We start from the raw sequence: 21,508 nt of genomic DNA on the forward strand, positions 1-21,508 counted from the left end.
GTTGGGGGCTGTCATCGGCAAGGCCTGAAGTGGGAGAGTGAGAAACCGGTTTCATGCTATACTGCGGCCATGAAAAAAGCAGACAGCAATTCCGGTTCGACGACAGTCTACGAAGTGGCGCGGGTTGCCGGTGTGTCGGTCGCGACCGTGTCGCGCTACCTGAATGGCACCGCCAAGGTCTCGGACGACAAGCGCAAGGTGATTGAAAGCGTCATCGACAAGCTCAATTACAAGCCCAACATGCTGGCGCAGAGCCTCAAGATGGGCAGTTCGCGCACCATTGGCATTCTGACGCAATCGCTGGTGAGCGATTATTTCAACGAAGCGATGAGCGGCATCGACCAGACCATGAAGGCGGCCGGCTACGCGCCGCTGATCGTGTCGGGACACTGGCATGCCAGTGACGAGGCCGAACGCGTCGAACTGCTGATCGCGCGCCGCGTCGATGGGCTGGTGATTTTGACCGGCAAGCTCACCGACGAGCAGATCCTGGATTTTTCCGAGCGGGTGCCAATCATCGCCTTTGGCCGCGAGTTGAGCGCGAAGAATGCGTTCGGCTTTTGCCTCGACAATTACAAGGCCGCGTGCGAAGCGGTCGAATACCTGATCATGCAGGGGCACCGGGCGATTGCCTTTATCGCCGGCCCCGAGCAGGCCGATGCGCGGGCCCGCCTGGACGGCTACCGCGACACGCTGGCGCGGCACGGCATCGAAGTCAACCCGGGCCTGGTGGTCCCGGGCGATTTCCAGGAATTGGGCGGGGTGCTGGCGGTGAACCAGTTGCTGGAATCGGGCCAGCGCTTTTCCGCGATTTTCGCCGCCAACGACCTGACCGCCTACGGTGCGCGGCTGGCGCTCTACCGCCGCAATATCCGGGTGCCGGAAGACATTTCCATCATCGGCTTTGACGACCTGCACAGCTCGATGTACACCACGCCGCCATTGACCACGGTGCGCCAGCCGCTGCTGGAAGTGGGGCAGCGCATCGGCGAGGCCATGCTCAAGCTGATCGACCGCCAAAAGGTCCGCTTCGAAGTGCCGCCGCTTTCGCTGGTGGTGCGGGAATCGGTGCGGCGGATTTAGGTATCGCGCTCAGTCTTCCTTCGGCGCATTCGTCCGCATTTCTTGCTGGAAGGTGCCGATCGTATTCAGAGGGTAATAATCCGTCACACAACAGCGCCTTCTGATATTGTTGGCATGAAATGCATTTTGATATTGCTGTTATCAAAGTGCTCTGTCAATTCGTTGTGGCGTTTGGAACACAATTCCGAATACTCGTTTTCGTCTATAAACGAGACTAAAACGGAAAGGGTATCTATTATCCAAAATATGGTAAGTAGTCCGAGGAAATATAATGCCCTTCCGACGCTTGAGAAAGCAAACTCCCAAAGTGCTGAATGGCGTTTTATATGATCAAAACTGTTGTTCTCCCGGACTCCATGCAGAGCCTTGTTTTTAAGCGTTATTAAGGTGTCCCGGTTCTCGGTCTTTTTAAGGTTGGTAATTTTTAATTTATCAAGGCGATCGGCTGCGGCATTGAGCTCCGCTTGAATTTCCTTATATTTTGGATTTTCCCGCCCTGCCATGTTGGGTTTTCCGCTTACTCCTTTTCCCATTCGTTCATCACTCAATTGCTTTTGCAGGGTTGTGATTTGGCTCTGCGCCTGCTGAATGTCCTTATACCAGTCCTGGCTTTCAATTTGCTTAATCTGTGTGTCGTAGTTTTCGGAGATTTCTGCAATTTGAGCGTCATTTTTCTCCAAATGGGAATCTATTGACGATTTGAAGTAATAGTTCAAGGGGATTGAGGAAAATATATATCCGGTCGCAATGGCGGTAAATATCCGAAATATTTTCACATACTTGCCTCCTTTCGCGGAAACTATACTCATGTCAAGAATGAAGATCGTCGCCGCGACCATGGCAATAGGAAGCGCGGCAATATAATAGTCAATATTGCTAATCGTTTCCCTTGAGGTTGCAACGAAAATCAGCATGCCCACGGCGGCCCAAATCGTCGGTATGATGACTGAAGCAGACTTAATGTATCGAAATGCCTTGCCTCGCGCGGATAACTGAGCAAAGCAATAGATGTCTGTTCCGATCAAAATCAACGGAGCTCTCAAGGCGCTGTTTCCCCAGCAGTAAGAGCCTGGGAATTCCAATCTATACTTGGCGTGGGTATGCCGCTGCTTGACATAGTCCCGAAAGAAATTCCATATCTTCTTTAGAGTTGGTTTTAAAATAAAGGCAAGAAATAGTGACGCAAGAAAAATTAGAAATATGCTGACCCAGATCCTGTGATGAGGAGGAACTGATTCATAGAGGTAATCAATCGATTTTTTGAGCGCATAGATAGCCGCCTCTATAAAATGCTTGTAACCTGGCGAGTTCGTGTCAGCCATTTTGGATATGGTTTTTCTGTTAGACCTGAGCGAGATGAATACTTCTCTGCCTACGAGGTTTTAATATAAATAAATGGTTACATTATAAAAGTATTTGTTGGTATATTAACTCTAGCACAGGATGATGCCGTTAAGCAAATATTCTTAAGAAAAGAATTTTGATGACAAAGACAATGGTTTATTTGTAGCATCATGCAAGTAATAAGGTCACGGCGGGGCGGCCGTGATGCCTCGCAGTCTTGATACCACAGACAGGTATGTCCAGGGCACGGACACTTGCCATATGAATGTCGTTGGCCCGCAGCGACATCGGCATTGACCGGTGGAGCCAATCCGGTGTCCGGACGAGCCATTGCGCTGTCTTGGAAATGTGAAATCTTTCCCTGTAGTTAAGATGTGCGTGCCTGTCACCCCAGGCGAAAGTGCGCAGCTTCTTTAACAATTACAACCATGAAGTTTCACTACCGGAGACATCCTATGCGTATCACGCAACTGTTACCCGCGATTGCCCTGCTGACCTTGGCAGCGCAGGCATCCGCCAGCACCCTGAATCAAAACGTATCCTGGACCATCGACCGTCCGGGCACCACCACCAATTACCGCGTGGTCGCCTATGGCGACTCGATCTACGCCGGTTACAACGGTTCCACCCTGAACGCCGCCAAATACTCGGCGCCGACGGTGGAGGCGGAATACCTGTCCGCGCTGTGGAATGCCGATATCGAAAGCGTGCGCCGCACCAAGTCCGGCGCGATCGCCTCGGACGTCTACAACAACAAGATCGTGGCTGAGCGCTCATATATGCAGGCCAGCAATACCCGCGTGGTGACCTTTGAAATGTGCGGCAACGACGGCTTGCAGGCCCGTACCGCGTATAAAAGCCAGAGCGGCACCTGCGATGACAGCGTGCTGACGGCGGCGGAAGCCAATTGCAAGACTTACGTGGCTGCCGCGATGGATTACATCAACGCCAACGCTTATGCCGGCGTCAAGCTGAAGGTTATTTCGAACCTGCACTATCCGGGCTATAACGCGGACAACGTGGCAAGCACGTGCAAGCACCCCAGCACCGGCGCCACTGTCAACATGCAGGACAAGTTCCTGCCGTCGCTGGCCCGCATCAACCACATGATGTGCGACATGGCGCGCCAGAAAGGCTTCAAGTGCGCGGACAGCTTCGCGCAATACATGGGCGCCGATTATGACGGCAACGGCGACGGCGTGGTCGATGCCGAAGCGCTGCGCTATGTCGATGGCGAGAGCCAGGCCAGCTACGTGACCCGCATCACGTCCACCCTGCGCTCCACGCTGCGCGACGCCAATGCGAAATTCGTGTCGTCCAGCAGCAGTTATGACTATATCCAGTCCGACGATACGCACCCGACCTACAACGGCACCACCGTGACGGCGGGCCTGTTTGGCGGCTCGACCGGCACCGGCGCACCGCGCTATACCTCGTTCACGTCGGGCAAAAATCCGATCTGGAACCAGTATGGCCATGAGCGCATGGGCTGGGCCGTGTCGACCTACAACGTGCCAACGCCGTAATCTACGGAGCACCGCAATATGGATCAGCGCTGGCGTCCCAGCCCCGGCTACCTGGCCGTCGCCCTGCTGCTGGCGGCAGGCGGTCTCGCGCTGCTGGCCTTCCTGTGGCTGACGTCCGCCCCGGAAGCGGGGACGGACGCGCCAGCGCCGCCGCCGGCCGCCAGTGCGGCCAGTGCGGCCATGCCGGCGCCGGTGAGCCAGCCGGCAATGGCGAATCCGCCACCGGCGGCGCGGCGCGCACCGGAAGGCGACGCCGACCCGACGCCGGATTTGCGCAGCTATGTGGCGCGCGGCGAAAAGCCGACCATGGCGGAAGTCATCACGCGCTTGCATGAGCGGGGCATCCACACCGGCCTCGGCGCCTTCAATCCCCCCGGCACCAGTCCGCCGCTGGTGGGATTGGCGGTGCCGGAAGACTTCCCGTTGCCGAAAGGCTTCGTGCGCCACCACCAGGCGACCGACGACGGCCAGCGCATCGAAGCGATCCTGATGTTCGCGCCGGATTACCAGCCGGTCGATGCGGCCGGGCGGCCCATCGCGTTACCCAAGGACCGGGTCGTGCCGCCGGAACTGGCGCCGCCGGGATTGCCGGTGCGGCGCATCACGATTCCCCCTCCAATTGACTCCGGCCGCTAAAGCGGCCATTGAACCGGCCGCATAGCTGGCCGCTTAGCCGACCATTAATCACCATGAAGCACATCCGTCCTATCCCGATGCGGGCCGCCGCCTGCATCGTTGCCAGCGCCGTGCTGGCCGCCCTGTATGTCCAGGGCGGCGCGAGCTGGGTGCTGGGTTTTGTTTTCCTCGCGCCGTGGCTGCACGCGCTCGAAGCGCACCAGAAAATGACCGCCACGCTGGCCAGCGCCTGGGCGATGTCGGTGGCGTACACCTTGGCGGTGTTCCCCTGGCTGGGCATGGCGCTGGGCCGCTATACCGGCATCGGCGACGTGGCCGGACTGGCCATCCTGCTGCTGGCCGCGCCGCTGTTCCAGCCACAGTTCCTGGCTTTTTCCCTGGTCCGCCACGTGACACTGCGCCGCCACGGGCCGCTGCTGGCGGCATTGGCCGCGGCCGGCGCATGGGTGGCAACCGAGCGTTTCGCGCCCCGCCTGCTGGGCGACACCATCGGCTATGGCCTGTATCCGTCGCCATGGCTGCGCCAGGGCGCCGCCGTCGGCGGCGGCGCCGGCCTGACCTTGCTGCTGCTGTTGTCGAACCAGGCGGTGGCGGCGGCCTGGGCACGGCGCAAGCAGGGCTGGCGCATTGCCGTGAAACCGCTGGCGTGGGCCGCGCTGGTCCCGCTGCTGCTGGCGGCGTATGGCATGGCGGCGCTGTCCGGCGAATCGGCTCCAGCGGCAGCGGCTCCGGCCGGCAAGCCGCTGCGCATGGGCCTGATCCAGGCCAACATGGCCGACTATGAACGCCAGCGCGAACAGCAGGGCGCCTACGCGGTGGTGCAAGAGGTATTGAAGCGCCACTTTGCCATGAGCTATGACGCGATCGAGCGCCAGCGCGCCGACGCCGTGCTGTGGTCGGAAACCGCGTATCCCACCACCTTTGGCCAGCCCAAGAGCGAGGCCGGGGCGGAATTCGACCGGGAAATCGTCGCCAACGTCAATGCGGCCCGCGTACCGTTTATTTTCGGCACTTACGACCGCGACCACGCGGGTGAATACAACGCCGCCGCGCTGGTGCCGCCGGACAGCGGCGCGCCGGTGTTTTACCGCAAGACCCGCTTGTTCCCGTTCACGGAATACGTGCCATCGTGGCTGGACAGCCCGGCCCTGCGCCGCCTGCTGCCATGGACCGGCAACTGGAAGCCCGGCAATGGCGCGCGCGTCCTGCCGCTGCGCCTGGCCGACGGCCGCGAAGTGCCGGTGCTGCCGCTGATTTGCCTCGATGACGTGGATACGCGGTTGGCGCTCGATGGGGCGCGGCTTGGCGCGCAAGTGATCGTCACCATGTCCAACGATTCGTGGTTCAGCGCCGACCGGCAAGGCGCCAGGCTGCACCAGACGGTCGCGGCGTTCCGCAGCATTGAAACCCGCTTGCCGCAATTCCGCGTCACCACCAATGGCTACAGCGCCGCGATTGACGCCAGCGGCGCGATCCTGGCCGGAACGCCGATGGGTGAAGCGGCGCTGGTGATCGCCGATTTGCCGGTGCGCCAGCCCGCGCCCACGTTGATGGTGCGCTGGGGCGACTGGGTGGGCGTCGGCACAGCCGGTTTCCTGCTGGTGCTGGCGCTGGCGGCGGCCATGCCCGCGCCGCGCGCGCAAGGCGCTGCCGGGTCTTCCCCATCCGCCGCCATGCGGTTCCCGGCGCGGGTGGCCATCCTGCCGCCCGCCGTCCGGGTGACGGCGGGACTGTTGCGGTCCGCCGCGCGGCTGGGCTTACTCGGCATGGGCGTGGCGCTGCTGCTCGATGAGTCCCTGCGCCTGAACACGCTGGCGCAAGTGCGCCTGTTTGGCGCGCTGTTCCTGTTGCCGGAAGTGGCCGCGTGGTGTCTGCTGCGCGCCTTTACCGCCCAGGCCACGATCGCCAACGGACGGCTGGTGCTGGCGCGCGGGACCTTGCGCACGGAACTGGCGCTGGGCGACATCGCGGCGGTGGCGCCGTGGCGCCTGCCGATCCCCGCCGCCGGCGTGGCATTGCGGCTGGCGCCGGGCCGGCCATGGCGTTATGGCCTGGTGGTGGACTGTCCCGCCGCCTTTGCCGCCGCGCTGGCGGCCGCCGGCGGTCCGGCGGTGGCGCAACGCCGCGACAAGGTGTGGCGGGTGCTGGACGTCTACGGCCAGGCCCGCACGGCGTTGCGGCGCTGGCGCCGGGACCATCCGCTGGTGAAGTTTGCCGTGCTGCCGCTGGCATTGGCGATTCCCGCGTTCCACCTGCACCAGCACATCGCGTTTGGCAGCGCGCTGGGCGAGTACTACACGTTTGGCTTGAAGGCTTACCTGAGCGCATTTGCCCTGTGGTGGGCGGCATGGACCATCGGCGTGGTGCTGTGCGCGGCGCTGTTGCGGACCGGGATCGAAGCGGCGGCCCTGCTGGCCGCGCTGCTGCGGCCCGCCCAGGCCGGCGGCATCCGGGGCGGTCTGGAACGGGCAGGGCACGCGGTGCTGTATGTGGGCTTGCCGGCCTGGCTGTTGCTGAATATTTACCGGGCCTAGCGCTTGTCGGCAACGTGATTTGCAGGCTTGCCGCCGTTGCGTGCGGAACGATGCTGCATGCGCTGGCGCTGGCGCACGCTAGGCGGCTTCCGCCAGGGCGGAAACCGCCCTACGGAATCGGCACCGGTGGCCGGGTTTTTACAGGGCCGTCTGGCGCATACCGTGACGATTTGAAGGGAACCTGCCGGATCGCGTCCGGCGCCCGCGCTCAATAACCCAGGCGCGCCTGCCCGCCTGTACCGCGCGCGGCGCCGTCAAGCCGGAACACATCGACCGCCTGCATCAGCACCGCCGCTTGCTGCTGCATGCTTTGCGCCGCGGCCGCCGCTTCTTCCACCAGCGCGGCATTTTGCTGGGTCACCGCGTCCATTTGCGCAATGGCCTGGTTGACTTGCGCAATGCCCGCGCTTTGTTCGTCGCTGGCGTTGCTGATTTCACTGACGATTTCCGTCACGCGGCCGACGCTGGCCACCACGTCATCCATCGTGCTGCCGGCCTGTTCCACCAGCTTGTTGCCGCTCTCCACCGTTGCCACCGAGGTCGTGATCAATTCCTTGATTTCTTTCGCCGCGCCGGCGCTGCGCTGCGCCAGTGACCGCACTTCGGACGCCACCACGGCAAAGCCGCGACCCTGTTCGCCGGCGCGCGCCGCTTCCACGGCGGCGTTCAACGCCAGGATATTGGTCTGGAACGCGATGCCATCGATGACGCCGATGATGTCGACGATCTTGCGCGACGAATCGTTGATCGAGGCCATGGTGTCGACCACTTGCGACACCACGGCGCCGCCTTTGCGCGCGACGTCCGATGCGGAGGCCGCCAGCGTGTTGGCCTGGCGGGCATTCTCGGCGTTTTGCTTGACGGTGCCGGTCAGCTGTTCCATCGACGCGGCAGTTTGCTGCAGCGAGCTGGCCTGGTTTTCCGTGCGGGCCGACAAGTCCGCATTGCCGGCGGCGATTTCCGCCGAGGCGGTGGCAATCGTGTCGGTGGCGTGGCGTACCGCGCCGACGATGCGGGCCAGGTCGTCGCGCATGGCTTTCAGGCCGCCCAGCATGCTGCCGTGGTCTTTGCTGTGCAAGTCGATCGCCACGCACAGATTGCCTTCCGCGATATGGCGCGCGATGCCGGCGGCATAGCCAGGCTCGCCGCCCAGCTGTTTCAGCAGGCTGCGGGTGATGGCGACACCGATCGCCAGCAACAGGCCGCCCAGCGCCAGCGCGGCCAGCCCAAAGTCGATGATGCGATTGTGGATCGCCTGTTCCACCGTATCCACATACACGCCGGAACCGATCAGCCATCCCCACGGTGCGAACCCTTTGACGTACGACACCTTGGCCACCGGCTTGTCGCTGCCCGGCTTGGGCCACAAGTATTCGACATGGCCGGCGCCATGGGCCTTGACCATGTCGACGAATTCCACAAACAGGCGCTTGCCGGTCGGGTCCTTGTTTTCCGACAAGTCCTTGCCGTCCAGTTCGGGCTTGATCGGGTGCATGACCATGCGCGGCTGCATGTCATTGATCCAGAAGTACTCGCTGCCGGCGTAGCGCAGGGTTTTGATGGTTTCCAGCGCGCGCTTTTTCGCGTCGGCTTCCGGCATGGCGCCGGAGGCCGCCTGCTGCTGGAAGTGCACCAGCACGCCGTGTGCCGCTTCCACCGTCTGCTTCACATTGCTCTTGCGCTCTTCGAGGATCAGCGTGCGCTCCGAGACCAGGAAGACCACGGTCAGCAAGACGATGCCCACGATGGCGCTGATGTTCAGCGCCGCCAGCCGTTTTGCAATGCTCAATGATTGCCACCAAGACGAGTTCATCAGTGCAAGTCTCCAAGATTTATCCGGCGCCCCTGACTGCTGCGCTCTTGAATCGAGAATCGCACGACGCATTGCGGCCGGTCAAGATGGCCCGCCTGCCATGGCGCGCCGGGGCGCCGCGGTTTTGTCCACTTGTGGTTTTTTGTGCGCAATGCTTGCTGATTGCGCAAGACATTGCTTGAAAAGCAAGCTGTCTCCGGCCCCGTTAGCACAACTTTTCCATTTTTGTTAGCGCAATCTTTTTGTGTGATGCATTCCCGTCACGGAACAAGGCTTGTGGTTGACCTGTCATTGGTTAACAGACTATATTCGAATGGTAGCGCCAAACATTTTAAATGTTAATGAAAACATCGGGCCAGCAGACGGAAATTTTTCTGCGGGAATGCATGGCGCTATCACAATTTGTTAGCGTAACATCCACGTAACAATACAGCGGCCTCGACCATGCCGCCTATAACAGGAGACAAAAATAATGAAGAACGCATCGATGGGCGGGCGCCAGGCATTGGTCCTCACCACGATCGCCGGCCTGATTGCGAGCGCCTTTGCGCCGCAGGCGCTGGCCCAGGATCAGAACAAGGAGCAGGCCGTGGCGCCGGTCGTGACGGTGAGCGGTTTCCGCAGCTCGCTGGCACTGTCGGCCAATGAAAAGCGCGACAACGTGGGCTTGACCGATACCGTGTTTTCGGAAGACATCGGCAAATTCCCCGACCCGAACATTGCCGACGCGCTGGCCCGCGTCCCTGGCGTGCAGGTAACGCGCGGCGCCATCGACGGCGAGGGCTTGAACATTTCCATCCGTGGCATGGGCGCGGCATTTACCCGGGTGCTGCTCAATGGCGCACCGATGGCGTCGGCGTCGGCCGGCAGCTGGGGCGGCAACATCAGCGCCAACCGGGAAGTCGACATGGACTTCCTGCCGTCCGAACTGTTCCGCAGCGCCAGTGTCTATAAAAGCCAGCAAGCCAGTTTGGTGGAAGGGGGCGTGGCCGGCACCGTCAACATGCGCAGCGTGCGGCCTTTCGACAAGAGCGGCTTCCGCTCCGCGATTACCCTGTCCGGCAATTACCGCGACCGCGACGGCCAGTTTGGCAACACCGGCTCGGGCCTGATCAGCAATACCTGGCAAACCCCGTGGGGCAAGGTCGGGGTGCTGGGCGGTGTCGCCTGGGGCAACACCCGGTTTTATACCGATGCGTTCCAGACCGTCGATATGCGCAACTTCCAGCTGAAAGGGTTCCAGACCAATGCCAGCGACAAGGCCAACGCCACCGGCGGCGGTTCGCAATCGACGCCGGACACCGTGCCATCGGGCCTGCCTTTGAGCCTGTTGCCGGAATATGCCCGCAATATCCTGGTGCCGGGCAGGCAGATCGACCGCGCCATGCTGCTGGCGCTCAATCCGGGCGCCACCATTGAACAGATCGACAATGGCTTGATGGGCCGCTTGGGCCGCCACATCGTGTATAGCGGCGAACGCCAGCGCAAAGGCGAAGTGCTGAGCTTCCAGTGGCAGCCGAATGAGCAGTGGGATATCTACGTCGACACCCTCTTCGCGCAAAAAGGCACGAAGATGGTTCAGCAGGGGATGAACGTCGGCACCCGCGCCAATACCCCGATTCCGATCGGCATGGAATTCGACAAGACCGATTGCGCCACCGGCTGCACCGTCACCAAGGGCATCCTGGCCAATACCTTCTGGGCGCTGGAATACCGCCCGATGAAGGAAAACACCCACTTCCGCAGCATCAATCCGGGCTTTGAATGGCGTCCCAATGACAAGTGGACCATCGATGGCCACGTGAATATCACGTCCAGTTCGTTCTACCGCGACATGCCGACCGTGCTGTTCGCCACCAAATCCGCGCCATCCGTCATCACCTACAACAACACGGTGGCAGGCGAAACGCCAACCTATACCGGCAACCTGAATCCGAATGATCCCAGCAACTTTGGCTGGTACCAGGGCGGGCAGGGCTTGTCGGGGCTGCGCATGGATTTGTATGAGCGCACCAACTCGACCAAGGGCACGCGCCTGAACCTGAAATGGGGCGACGATGACTTCAACCTGAAATTCGGCGGTTCGTATGACGATATCGAGCGCCGCTACCGCAGCTTTGGCGTGGCCGACGCATGGATGAACGTCGCCTGCGGCAACAATGTCAGCGCCCGTTTGTTTGCGCCGAATACCCAACTGCGCAGCCCCGGCTGCGATGGCCGCAGCACGCCGGGCGCGATGGCCGATGCCGCCACCACCTATCCGGGTTACGGCACCGGGTCCACGGCGGGCGGCGCGCCATTGACGTACCTGGGCTCGAAAGTCACCAATGCCGACATCACCAAATACGCGATCCCTTCCAACCAGGGTTTCATCACCGTGGACTGGCCGCGCTTTGCACAAGATACGGATTACCAGTACTTCCGCGACAATATTTACCTGGGCTTTAACAATGGCAGCGGCGGCTATATCCGTGAAAAGGTCGGCGGCCTGTACCTGGAAGCCAATGGCAAAGCACCGGTCCTGGGCCGCATGCTGCGCTATAACGCCGGCGTGCGCTATGCGCAGACCGAGCAAACCATTGGCGACCTGACCGCGGCGGCCGACCCGCGCAATGCGGCCTTGCGCAATGGCGGCCTGTATCCGAATATCGCGCAGTGGGCCTATGAAACGGTCAAGTACCATAACTTGCTGCCGTCGGCATCGATGGCCTACAACCTGACGCCGGAACTGATCTTGCGCGCATCGGGTTCGACATCCATGACCCGCGCCAATCCGGCCGACTTGCGCCAGACCCGCCTGTCGATCGGTGACCAGGGCGCGCGCCAGGGCAGCGTGACCAACCCGAACCTGAAACCGTTCGAGGCCAACAACCTGGACCTGGGCGTGGAATACTACTTCACGCGCGAAGCATATGTGGCGCTGAGCGGCTTTGCCAAGGACATCACCAGCCGTCCGGGCAGCCGCACGCAAACGTTGTCGCTGGCGCAACTGGACCAGCTGTATGGCACGGTCGGCCTGACCGATGCGCAAAACCAGTCGGTGACCGCTAGCGGTGGCCGCGACAAGCACCTGGTGGAAGTCACGGAGCCTTACAACATCGACACCAAGCTGAAAGTGCGCGGCGTGGAATTCACGTGGCAACAGCCGCTGGACATGCTGCCGGTGAAAGGGTTTGGCTTTACCGGCAACCTGACGTACACCAGGCAGACCGATGAAACCAGGAATGCGCCGCCGGTCGCCGGGGTGCCGCCGCGCACCAACAACCTGACGGTCTACTATGAACGCAATGGCTACAGCTTCCGCGTCTCGCGCCAGTACACCTCGACCATGGTGACCAACCCTAACACGGGCCTGAACGTGCCGGGCGGCGCGTATGCGTATTCGACGCCGCGCACGCAAATCGACCTGTCGGGCAGCATCAACCTGAAGCGCGCCTTTGGCTTTGCCTACAACGCGGATTTGTCGATCAGCGCATGGAACCTGAACAATGCGGTCAGCAAGACGTATACCCAGTTTGAAAACGCGATCTTTGATGAAAACCGCCCGGGCCGCAGCTATACGGTGTCGCTGCGGTCGACCTTCTGACTTTGGAGATGTGATTGAACACGATTTTGCCGTTCCGCCTCGCCCCCGCCATGCTGCTGTCGCTGGCGATTGGCGCGGCATTCGCACCCGCGCCGTTATTGGCGGCCGGCGCCGCCACCGCATCCAATGCCGCCACGGCCGGCCGCGAACGCCTGTCCTTCAATGATGGCTGGCGCTTTCACATGGGCGACCCGGATGGCATGACGCCGCATTTGCAATACGATGTGCGCCCGCCGATCCGCCAGAGCGCCGATGGCAAGGTCGCCGACGCCCGCCCCGACGAGGCGGAGCAGGTGCGGGCGGCAACGCACCAGGTATTAAAACCGTGGATCCTGCCGAGCGGGAATGCCTTCGTGCGCGATCCCGCCAAACGCGCCGTGCGCCCGGCCCAGGAACCGCCGCTGGACGTGCCATTCGTGCGGGGCGGCTTTGACGATGGCGCGTGGCGGCCGGTCAGCCTGCCGCACGACTGGGCCATCGCCGGTCCGTTCTTGACCAGCGGCCCGTATGGCGGCATGGGGCGCCTGAAAACCTGGGGCCCGGTCTGGTACCGCAAGCAGTTTGCCTTGCCTGCGGCGGATGGCGGCAAATCCATCTTCCTCGATATCGACGGGGCCATGTCGCATGCCATGGTGTGGCTCAATGGCCGCCTGGTGGGCGGCTGGCCCTATGGCTATAACTCGTTCCGCCTCGACCTGACGCCGTACCTGGACAATAGCGGCAATAACCAGCTGGCGATCCGGCTCGACAACCCGGCGGAATCGGCACGCTGGTATCCGGGGGCGGGCCTGTACCGCAATGTCTGGCTGACCAAGACCGCACCGCAGCACGTGGGCCACTGGGGCACGGTGGTGCGCACGCCGCAAGTTACAAGCGAAGCGGCCAAAGTCGAACTGGCGGTCACGGTGGATAACGATGGCGCGCAGGATGCCGACGTGGAAGTGACGACGCAGGTCCAAGCGCTGGACGCGGTGGGCGCGCCGGCCGGTCCGGTGCTGGCCACGACCGCACCACGGCAGGTGCGCATCGGCGCCCGCGCGCGGCAAACGGTCGAGGCCAGCGTGTCGATCGCCAAGCCCCGCCTGTGGGGACCGCCTCCGGCACAGCAGCCGCACCGTTATGTCGCCGTCACCACCGTGCGGCGCGATGGCCGCGTGCTGGACCGGTATGAAACGCCGTTTGGCATCCGTACCGTGCGTTTCGATGCGACGCAAGGCTTGTTTGTCAACGGTGAACGGTTGCGCATCCAGGGTGTCAACAACCACCACGACCTGGGCGCGCTGGGCGCGGCGTTCAATGTGCGGGCGGCGGAACGCCAGCTCGACATGCTGCGCGAGATGGGTGTCAACGCCATCCGCATGAGCCACAACCCGCCCGCGCCGGAATTGCTGGAACTGACCGACCGCATGGGTTTCCTGGTGATCGATGAAGTGTTCGATTCCTGGGAGCGCAAGAAAACGCCGCACGATTTCCATCTGCTGTTCCCGGACTGGCATGAACAGGATTTGCGTTCGATGCTGCGGCGCGACCGCAATCACCCGTCGATCATGCTGTGGAGCGTCGGCAACGAAGTGGGGGAGCAATACACGGGCGAGGCGGGCGCCGCGCTGGGTAACCGGCTGGCGGCCATCGCACGCGAGGAAGACAGCACGCGCCCGCTGACCAACGCCATGAACTTTGCCAAGGCGGACATGCCGCTGCCCGGCACGGTGGACGTGATTGGCTTGAATTACCAGGGCGCGGGCATCCGCAGCTTGCCGGGCCAGTTTCCCGCGTTTCGCCAGCGCTATCCGGATAAGATGATCGTGTCGACCGAAAGCGCGTCGGCGCTGAGCAGCCGTGGCGAATATCAGTTCCCGGTGCCGGGCACCATCAGCGGCCCGGTGCGCCCGGGTGTGGGCGGCGACCCGAAGACAAAGCAAGTCAGTTCCTATGAATTGTTTGCCGCCGATTTCGGCAGTTCGCCGGACCGGTCGTGGTCGGCCGATGACCAGCATCCCTATGTGGCGGGTGAATTCGTCTGGACCGGGTTTGATTACCTGGGCGAGCCGACCCCGTATTACGAGGCGCGCAGTTCGTATTCCGGGATCATCGACCTGGCCGGCTTCAGGAAAGACCGCTTTTATTTGTACCAGGCGCGCTGGCGTCCGGATTTGCCGATGGCGCATATCCTGCCGCACTGGACGTGGCCGGAGCGGGTGGGGGAAACCACGCCGGTTCACGTATTCACGTCCGGCGACGAGGCGGAACTGTTCATCAATGGCCAGTCGCAGGGCAAGCGCAAGAAGGCGCTGTATGAATACCGGCTGCGCTGGGATTTTGTCGCGTACCAGCCCGGCGAAGTGTCCGTGGTGGCCTACAAGGATGGCAAGGAGTGGGCGCGCGACGTGGTGCGCACCGCCCAGGCGCCGGCCGCGCTGCACGCGCAGTCGGACCGGCAGCGCGTTGCCGCCGATGGCAAGGACCTGGCGTTTATCACGGTGCGGATTGCCGATGCGGCCGGGGTGACGTCGCCGCGCGCGAACAATCCAATCCGCTTCACGGTCAGCGGGGCGGGGGAATTGGTCGCCACCGACAATGGCGACGCCACCAGTTTCACGCCATTCCCGTCCGCGCAGCGGGCGGCGTTCAATGGGCTGTGCCTCGCCATCGTGCGGGCAATACCGGGGCGGAAAGGGCCGATCACGGTGCGGGCGGAAGCCGATGGCTTGCAAACCACGGCCGTGGTGATCAATCCGTAGCTAGGCAGGGGCTATGCTTGTCCCGCCGGCATTCAATAACAAGCAATGGAGACAAGATCAATGACGACACGCCGACAATCGATGCTGCAGCTGGCCGCGCTGGGACTGGCGCCTACGGCATGGGCCGCGGGGCAGGGACAGGCGCCTGCCGTGGCAGCCGATGGCGACACGCTGAAAGCACTGGCCGCGCGCAAGGGACTGCGCTTTGGCAACGCCATCGGCACCATGAACGACAGCGCGGGCGCGACGCACTTCCGCAATCCGGCCTACCGCGCATTGATGGCGCGCGAGTGCGGTGTGCTGGTGGCGGAAAATGAAAGCAAGTGGCAGGCGCTGCAACCAAAACCGGGCGCGCATGACTTCCGCCTGGCCGATGAACTGTTTGGCTGGGCCAAGCAAAACAACATGCAAATCCGTGGCCATTGCCTGGTGTGGCAAGATCCGCGCTGGTTGCCGGACTGGGTCAGCCGCAAGACCTATGACGCCAGGGGCGCGGAACGTGAACTGCGCAGCCATATCGCCGCCGTGTGCGGGCACTTTGGCAAGGATGTGTACAGCTATGACGTGGTCAACGAAGCGGTCAATCCCGCCACGGGCGAATTGATCGTTAATGCGCTGAACAAGAACATGGGCGCGGTGGAGCAGATCGAGGTGGCGTTCCGCCTGGCGCGGGAACACGCGCCGCACGCGCAACTGGTCTACAACGATTACATGGGACCGGGGAAGGATAGCGCGAAGCACCGCGCCGGTGTCTTGACATTGCTGGCGGACTTGAAGGCGCGCGGCACGCCGCTGCATGCGCTGGGTTTGCAAAGCCATATCGGCGCCTGGGGCGGCGCCGGTGACAGCGAAGCGCGCACGCGCAGCCTGCGCGACTGGCGCGCCTTCCTCGATGAAGCGACCGGCATGGGATTGGATTTGCTGATCACGGAATTCGACGTCAGCGACAAGGAATTGCCGGCCGACGTGGCGCAGCGCGATGCGGCTGCCGCCGGCATCGCGCGCGATTTCCTGGAACTGACCTTGAGTTACCCGCGCTGCCGCGATTTTCTGTTGTGGGGCATGAGCGATGATGTCAGCTGGCTGCAAACCTGGAAAGATGCGAAGCGCCGCGATGGCTTGCCGTCGCGCCCCACGCCATACGACGCGCAATTGCAGGCCAAGCCGATGCGGGCGGCGATAGCAGACGTGTTGAAAGGGATGCCTCAGCGGGCCGCGTAGCTTATTCCGGCCTGCACGCCCGGGCATTTGCACCGCCAATTAACGCGGCTTTGCAACGGTCATCGCGGATTGTCGGGAGTCATTCCGCGACGCTTTTTCGCGCTGTTCTTGCCGGCCTTGCGCTGACGCCTGCTGCGCTTTTTGCCAGACGAGGAAGCGTCTGGCGCAGGACGTGCTGGCCGGCTGGGTTCTTCGCGTGCCGGCGCTGGGGCGGTGCTGTCAGTTTCGCCTTCAGGGAAGTCGCGAAGCAACTGGAAAAGGGGCGTGATCTCATGCTGCATTGGAGCCTTTTCAGTGTAGCGTTGCTGGAGAGGCCCGATCGGAACAGCCGGCATTGCCGCCGGTTCGCCTGATTCCGCCGGCAGATGCGGTTCGAACAGCCGCGCCGTCACTGCCCGCCGCGCAGTGCGGCATTCATCGGCGCGCACCCAATCCTTGAACCCCGGAAAACGCAGCCAGACCGCCTTCCAAGCGTTGCGGTTGCCACTGCCTTGCAGGTTGGCGAAAGCCGATGGTGACAGGCTGAATTTGCCATACTTGATCTCGGAACCTTCCACCACGGCGTAGTAAGGCTGGCGCCCGAAGCTGGCGCGCAGTACTGTACCTTCGGGCAGGAAGACTTGTTTCCATTGGTAGCCGTTGGCCGCATCCACCTCCTGCGTTTGCTCTGGCCCCTGCGCCGGCTGCGATTGCATGGCAGCGGCAAGCACATCGCAAATCGCCCCCTCGATTTCAATCCCACTCCAGAACAGGCCTGTGTGCTTGCTGAATGCCATGAGCAAATCCGTGGGCATGTGAATATGGCGGTGAATGTAAGACATGGTGGTCTCCTCCCCAAAAACCGATTTCGCGATCGATTGCTACCCAAGATGAAGCCGCACGGCTTCGCTATAACGGTTACTAAAACTTGGACAGGTGTCGCGGGTTTAAGTTCCCGCCTGGATGAAAGATCGGGAGGGAATCAGAAAGCGGCCGGTATGTGCGGATCGCGCGAATTAGTAAGATCGTAAAAAGCAGGGAGGGGTACCTGCCGCGTCCAATCGATGCCGCTCTGTCTTGGGCTGATGCATGGCGGCTTTGCCTTTGGCAAAACCACCCTACGGGAGTTACGCCACGGGTCTTGAGTTATGTGGCGGCCCACCAAAAAAAACGGGCGCCGATGGTATCGGGCCCGCAAAGGAACGGCCGGTTCAGGCGAAGCGCAGGGCCTCAGCCAGGATACGGATCGATCGGCAAAATCCTGCCATCGGCATCGTAGCGCAGCTCCGCCATCTTGACGGAGCGCAGGTGCGTGATGCCTTGCGACAGGCTGCTGTCGTGATAGAACAGATACCAGCGGTCTTCGAATACACAGATCGAATGGTGCGTGGTCCAGCCGATCACCGGGCTCAAAATGCGGCCCTGGTAGGTGTACGGGCCATAGATGTCTTCCGATGTCGCATAGCAGATGTTATGGGTGTTGCCGGTCGAATACGACAGGTAATACTTGCCGCCATACCGGTGCAGCCAGGGGCCTTCGAAATAGCGGCGTTCGTGGTCGCCCGCCAGCAGCGGCCGGCCTTGCGGGTCCAGGATCGCCAGTTCGCGCGGCGGCTCGGCAAACTGCTTCATGTCGTCCGACAGGCGCGCGATGCGCGGGCCCAGCGCCGGCTCATGGTCCTGTGGCTCTTCATGGGACGCATGGTACGCGTTGCCCCGGTATTTTTGCAGCTGTCCGCCCCAGATGCCCCCAAAAGCCATGTAGTGCGCGTCGCCGTCCGCCAGCACGCATGGATCGATGGAGTAGCTGCCGTCGATCGGTTGCGGCTCCGCGATGAAGGGGCCGGCGGGGGCGTCGCCCACCGCAACGCCGATCTGGAAAATGCCGTCCGCGCGCTTGGCCGGGAAGTACAGGTAATACTTGCCATCCTTGCGTGCCGCATCCGGCGCCCACATCTGGCGCGCGGCCCATGGCACGTCGTCCACGTGCAGTGCGACGCCATGGTCGGTCGCCGCCGCGCCGGGATGCTCCAGCGACAGGATGTGGTAATCCTCCATGGCAAAGTGGTCGCCATTGTCATTGAAGGCAATGCCGGCTTCGATGTCGTGCGAAGGATAAATGTAAATTCGGCCATCGAACACGTGGGCGGAAGGGTCGGCCGTGTAAATGTGGCTGACGAGCGGCGGTGCAATTTCGCGCGCGGCCAGCGCCGCGGCTTGCTCGCCTTGCAGTTGGTGAGGCATGGCAGTCCAGTCTAAAGTCAACAGTGAAGAATTCGATACGGGCAGTCTCAGGCTGCCTTGGGTGTGCGGCGCGCGGCCAGGTCGCGCTCGATTTGCACTTCCATGCTTTTGCGGATTTCATACAATCCCAGACACGCCACGCACAGCAGGAACGGCGCGGACGCATACAGGCTGACCGCCACGCGGATGCCGTCCACGGTGGCCGGCGCCTGCAGCGCCGCGTGCGTGTCATAGCCATAGTGCGACAGCAGGCCGGCCACCAGCGCGCTGCCCAGGCTCAGGCCCGCTTTCAGGCCGAAGATAATCGCGGAAAACAGCAAGGCCGTGGCGCGGCGGTTGTTTTTCCATTCGGAGTAATCGGCCACGTCGGCGATCATGGCCCACAGCAGCGGGATCGTGATGCCGTAGAAGAAGCCATGCGCGACTTGCGACGCGAACACCGCGCCGATGGCGTGCGGCGGATACACATAAAACGCCAGCATGAACAGGGTCGACACCAGCAGCGTGCCGCCGAAGGTATTGCGCTTGCCGAAACGGTCCGCCAGCGGCTTGGAAAAGCCGATGCCGGCGATCATGAACACGATGCCGCCCGCGTTGAACAGGCTGAAGCCGGAGGTGGCGGCGTCTTCCGGCCACTGGAACCTGGTCAGGCCCATGCTGGTCAGGCCGTGGTTCACGCTGTCGATGAAACCATTGAAACCGATATCGCGCAGGAAGGCGGCCAGCGCCGCTTCGTGCAGGTAATTTTTGAAGTAATAGATGTACATGCCGCCTTTCAGCGCCAGGGTCACGAAGATCAGGATGGTCAGCACCAGCATGATGATCCAGGGGCGGTTGCTGGCCAGGTCGGCCACATCCTGCCGTACGGTGGAGCGCTGCGCCGGCGACGGCACGATGCGTTCGCGGGTGGTGAAAAACGTCGCCAGGAAACACAGCGTGCCGGCGCCGGCAAACACCATCATGGTGCGCTGGAAGCCCAGCATCTTGTCGCCGTCGCCAAGGATCAGCACCAGCGGCAGCAACAGCACCTGGATAATGAATTGCGCCACCATCACCGCCACGAAGCGGTAGGCCGACAGGCTGTTGCGTTCGGCCATGCTGCCGGTCAGGACGCCGCTCAATGCCGCATAGGGCAGATTGTTGGCGGAGTACACCAGCATCAAGAGCACGTAGGTGACCGCGGCATAGGCCACCTTGCCGCCGGGCGGCAGGTCCGGTGTGCTGAAGGCCAGGATGGCAATCGCGCCAAAGGGCAGCGCGGTCCACAGGATCCACGGACGGAACTTGCCCCAGCGGGTTTGCGTGCGGTCCGCGATCAGGCCCATCAAGGGATTGAAGCAGGCGCCTGCCAGGCCGCCGAGGAAAATGATCGTGGCCGCCGTGGTGGGCGGCAATTGGTATACGTCGGTGTAAAAGAAGGCGATGAATGTCAGCAGGGTCTGGAAGATCAGGTTGGCGGCCAGGTCGCCCAGGCTGTAGCCGATCTTTTCCAGGGTGGGCACGGCATCGCCCGATTGGTTGCGTGTCATGGAATGTCTCGTCGTAATTATTATGCTGGTGATAGCGTATCACATAACTCAAACATTAAATGTAAGGCGCTAACATTTATGAAGTGTGGCGGAATTGCGCGGCAGCGTCAAGCGGTATGACGGGGGCGTTTTGGCCCTGTGCTACACTGCAAAAATGTCCACCGCAACCAAAAACCCAAAAAGCAGCAGCGCACGGCGCGCGCCCAGCATGTCCGATGTGGCAAAGATGGCGGGCGTATCGGAAATGACCGTGTCGCGTGTGATGAACCATTCCGACAAGGTGCATGAAGACACCCGCAGGAAAGTCACGGAAGCCATGGCGGCGCTGAACTACGCGCCGAACCAGCTGGCCCGTGGCCTGGCGGGCGCGCGCGCGATACGGGCCGGGTTCATGTACAGCTATCCGACCGGCCCGTACCTGACCGAATTCCTGCGCGGCTTGCTGGCGGCGGCCACCCTCAACAATATCCAGCTGGTGGTGGAAAAGTGCGAGCTGGGGCAGCCGCCGGCGGCGCCCACCGGGCGCATGCTGGCGCAGCAGCTCGACGGCGTGATCTTGCCGCCGCCGCTGTGCGACATCCCCGCGATCACGGATCCGGTGCTGGCTGCCGGGATTCCGCTGGTGGCGGTGGCGTGCGGCCCGATCGACAGCCGCATCAACGCCATCATGATCGACGACCGCCAGGCCGCCTACGACATGACGCGCCATTTGCTGCGCCTGGGCCATCGCCGCATTGGCTTTATCACCGGGAACCCGGACCAGTCGGTCACCGGGCCGCGGTTGGACGGCTTCCGCGCGGCGATGCAAGAGTGCGGCGGGGATTTGTCGCCGGAACTGGTGGCGCCGGGCATGTTCCATTACCGTTCGGGCCTGGAAGCGGCGGAAACCCTGCTGGCGCTGGCCGAACGGCCGAGCGCCGTCTTTGCCAGCAATGACGATATGGCGGCCGGCGTGGTGGCCGTGGCGCACAAGATGGGACTGGATGTGCCGGGCGATTTGACGGTGGTGGGGTTCGACGATACCGCGCTGGCCACCACCATCTGGCCGGAACTGACCACGGTGCACCAGCCGATCGCGGAAATGGCGGAGATGGCAGTGCGCTGCCTGGTGGAGCAGGTGAAAGGGATCCGGCAGTGCAAGCCTGCGGCGGTGGAGCAGCAGCTGGTGGACTTTACCCTGATCCGGCGGCAATCCGATGCGGCGCCACGCGTGCGTCCACGGACGCGGGTGGTGGCCTGACGGCGCTTGCGCATTGCGTGGCGCCGGTGCGC

The 21,508-nt window shown here is 62.4% G+C and carries 13 protein-coding genes; 8 read left to right on the plus strand and 5 right to left on the minus strand.

Going from position 1 to position 21,508, the window contains the following annotated elements:
- Positions 1 to 69 precede the first annotated feature (69 nt).
- Positions 70 to 1,083 carry a LacI family DNA-binding transcriptional regulator gene (locus AC1RRC_RS00890; RefSeq protein WP_493053353.1) on the plus strand — a complete coding sequence of 338 codons (1,014 nt, stop codon included), beginning with the start codon at positions 70 to 72 and terminating at the stop codon, positions 1,081 to 1,083.
- A gap of 83 nt (positions 1,084 to 1,166) precedes the next feature.
- On the opposite strand, the gene AC1RRC_RS00895 is transcribed toward AC1RRC_RS00890, so the two are convergent.
- Positions 1,167 to 2,405 carry a DUF4407 domain-containing protein gene (locus AC1RRC_RS00895; RefSeq protein WP_493053354.1) on the minus strand — a complete coding sequence of 413 codons (1,239 nt, stop codon included), beginning with the start codon at positions 2,403 to 2,405 and terminating at the stop codon, positions 1,167 to 1,169.
- Positions 2,406 to 2,882: 477 nt separating this feature from the next.
- Between AC1RRC_RS00895 and AC1RRC_RS00900 the strand changes: the two genes are divergently transcribed.
- The 3 genes from AC1RRC_RS00900 to lnt are packed head-to-tail and all read left to right on the plus strand — an operon-like array spanning position 2,883 to position 7,123.
- Positions 2,883 to 3,953: an SGNH/GDSL hydrolase family protein gene (locus AC1RRC_RS00900; RefSeq protein WP_493053355.1), complete on the plus strand. Its 1,071-nt coding sequence runs from the start codon at positions 2,883 to 2,885 to the stop codon at positions 3,951 to 3,953.
- An 18-nt stretch (positions 3,954 to 3,971) separates the two neighbouring features.
- The gene (locus tag AC1RRC_RS00905; RefSeq protein WP_493053356.1) at positions 3,972 to 4,589 is read left to right on the plus strand and encodes a hypothetical protein; all 618 of its coding nucleotides are present in this window, start codon (positions 3,972 to 3,974) and stop codon (positions 4,587 to 4,589) included.
- Positions 4,590 to 4,642: 53 nt separating this feature from the next.
- Positions 4,643 to 7,123: an apolipoprotein N-acyltransferase gene (gene lnt, locus AC1RRC_RS00910; RefSeq protein ID WP_493053357.1), complete on the plus strand. Its 2,481-nt coding sequence runs from the start codon at positions 4,643 to 4,645 to the stop codon at positions 7,121 to 7,123.
- A 208-nt stretch (positions 7,124 to 7,331) separates the two neighbouring features.
- Here the strand turns inward: lnt and AC1RRC_RS00915 are convergent, their stop codons facing one another.
- A complete protein-coding gene (locus tag AC1RRC_RS00915) occupies positions 7,332 to 8,936 on the minus strand; it encodes a methyl-accepting chemotaxis protein (protein ID WP_493053358.1) in 1,605 nt (534 codons plus the stop codon).
- Positions 8,937 to 9,408: 472 nt separating this feature from the next.
- Here AC1RRC_RS00915 and AC1RRC_RS00920 point away from each other — a divergent pair, with 472 nt between their 5' ends.
- The 3 genes from AC1RRC_RS00920 to AC1RRC_RS00930 are packed head-to-tail and all read left to right on the plus strand — an operon-like array spanning position 9,409 to position 16,484.
- Positions 9,409 to 12,522, plus strand: coding sequence for a TonB-dependent receptor (locus AC1RRC_RS00920; RefSeq protein WP_493053359.1), 3,114 nt, complete (start codon positions 9,409 to 9,411; stop codon positions 12,520 to 12,522).
- Positions 12,523 to 12,536: 14 nt separating this feature from the next.
- Entirely contained in the window at positions 12,537 to 15,263 is a 2,727-nt protein-coding gene (galB, locus tag AC1RRC_RS00925) for a beta-galactosidase GalB (RefSeq protein ID WP_493053360.1), read from the plus strand.
- A 60-nt stretch (positions 15,264 to 15,323) separates the two neighbouring features.
- Entirely contained in the window at positions 15,324 to 16,484 is a 1,161-nt protein-coding gene (locus AC1RRC_RS00930; RefSeq protein ID WP_493053361.1) for an endo-1,4-beta-xylanase, read from the plus strand.
- Between the two features lie 59 nt (positions 16,485 to 16,543).
- On the opposite strand, the gene AC1RRC_RS00935 is transcribed toward AC1RRC_RS00930, so the two are convergent.
- From AC1RRC_RS00935 to AC1RRC_RS00945, 3 genes are all read right to left on the minus strand, one after another.
- Positions 16,544 to 17,305, minus strand: a complete 762-nt coding sequence (locus AC1RRC_RS00935; protein ID WP_493053362.1) for a hypothetical protein — start codon at positions 17,303 to 17,305, stop codon at positions 16,544 to 16,546.
- A gap of 388 nt (positions 17,306 to 17,693) precedes the next feature.
- Complete coding sequence (locus AC1RRC_RS00940; protein ID WP_493053363.1) at positions 17,694 to 18,707, minus strand: glycoside hydrolase family 43 protein; 1,014 nt, start codon at positions 18,705 to 18,707, stop codon at positions 17,694 to 17,696.
- A gap of 47 nt (positions 18,708 to 18,754) precedes the next feature.
- Positions 18,755 to 20,236 (minus strand): MFS transporter, encoded by a 1,482-nt coding sequence (locus tag AC1RRC_RS00945; protein WP_493053364.1) that lies wholly within the window; start codon positions 20,234 to 20,236, stop codon positions 18,755 to 18,757.
- A 208-nt stretch (positions 20,237 to 20,444) separates the two neighbouring features.
- Here AC1RRC_RS00945 and AC1RRC_RS00950 point away from each other — a divergent pair, with 208 nt between their 5' ends.
- Complete coding sequence (locus tag AC1RRC_RS00950; RefSeq protein WP_493053365.1) at positions 20,445 to 21,476, plus strand: LacI family DNA-binding transcriptional regulator; 1,032 nt, start codon at positions 20,445 to 20,447, stop codon at positions 21,474 to 21,476.
- Positions 21,477 to 21,508: the final 32 nt, after the last annotated feature.

The sequence above is a fragment of the Pseudoduganella sp. GW821-FHT12E03 genome (assembly GCF_058807115.1).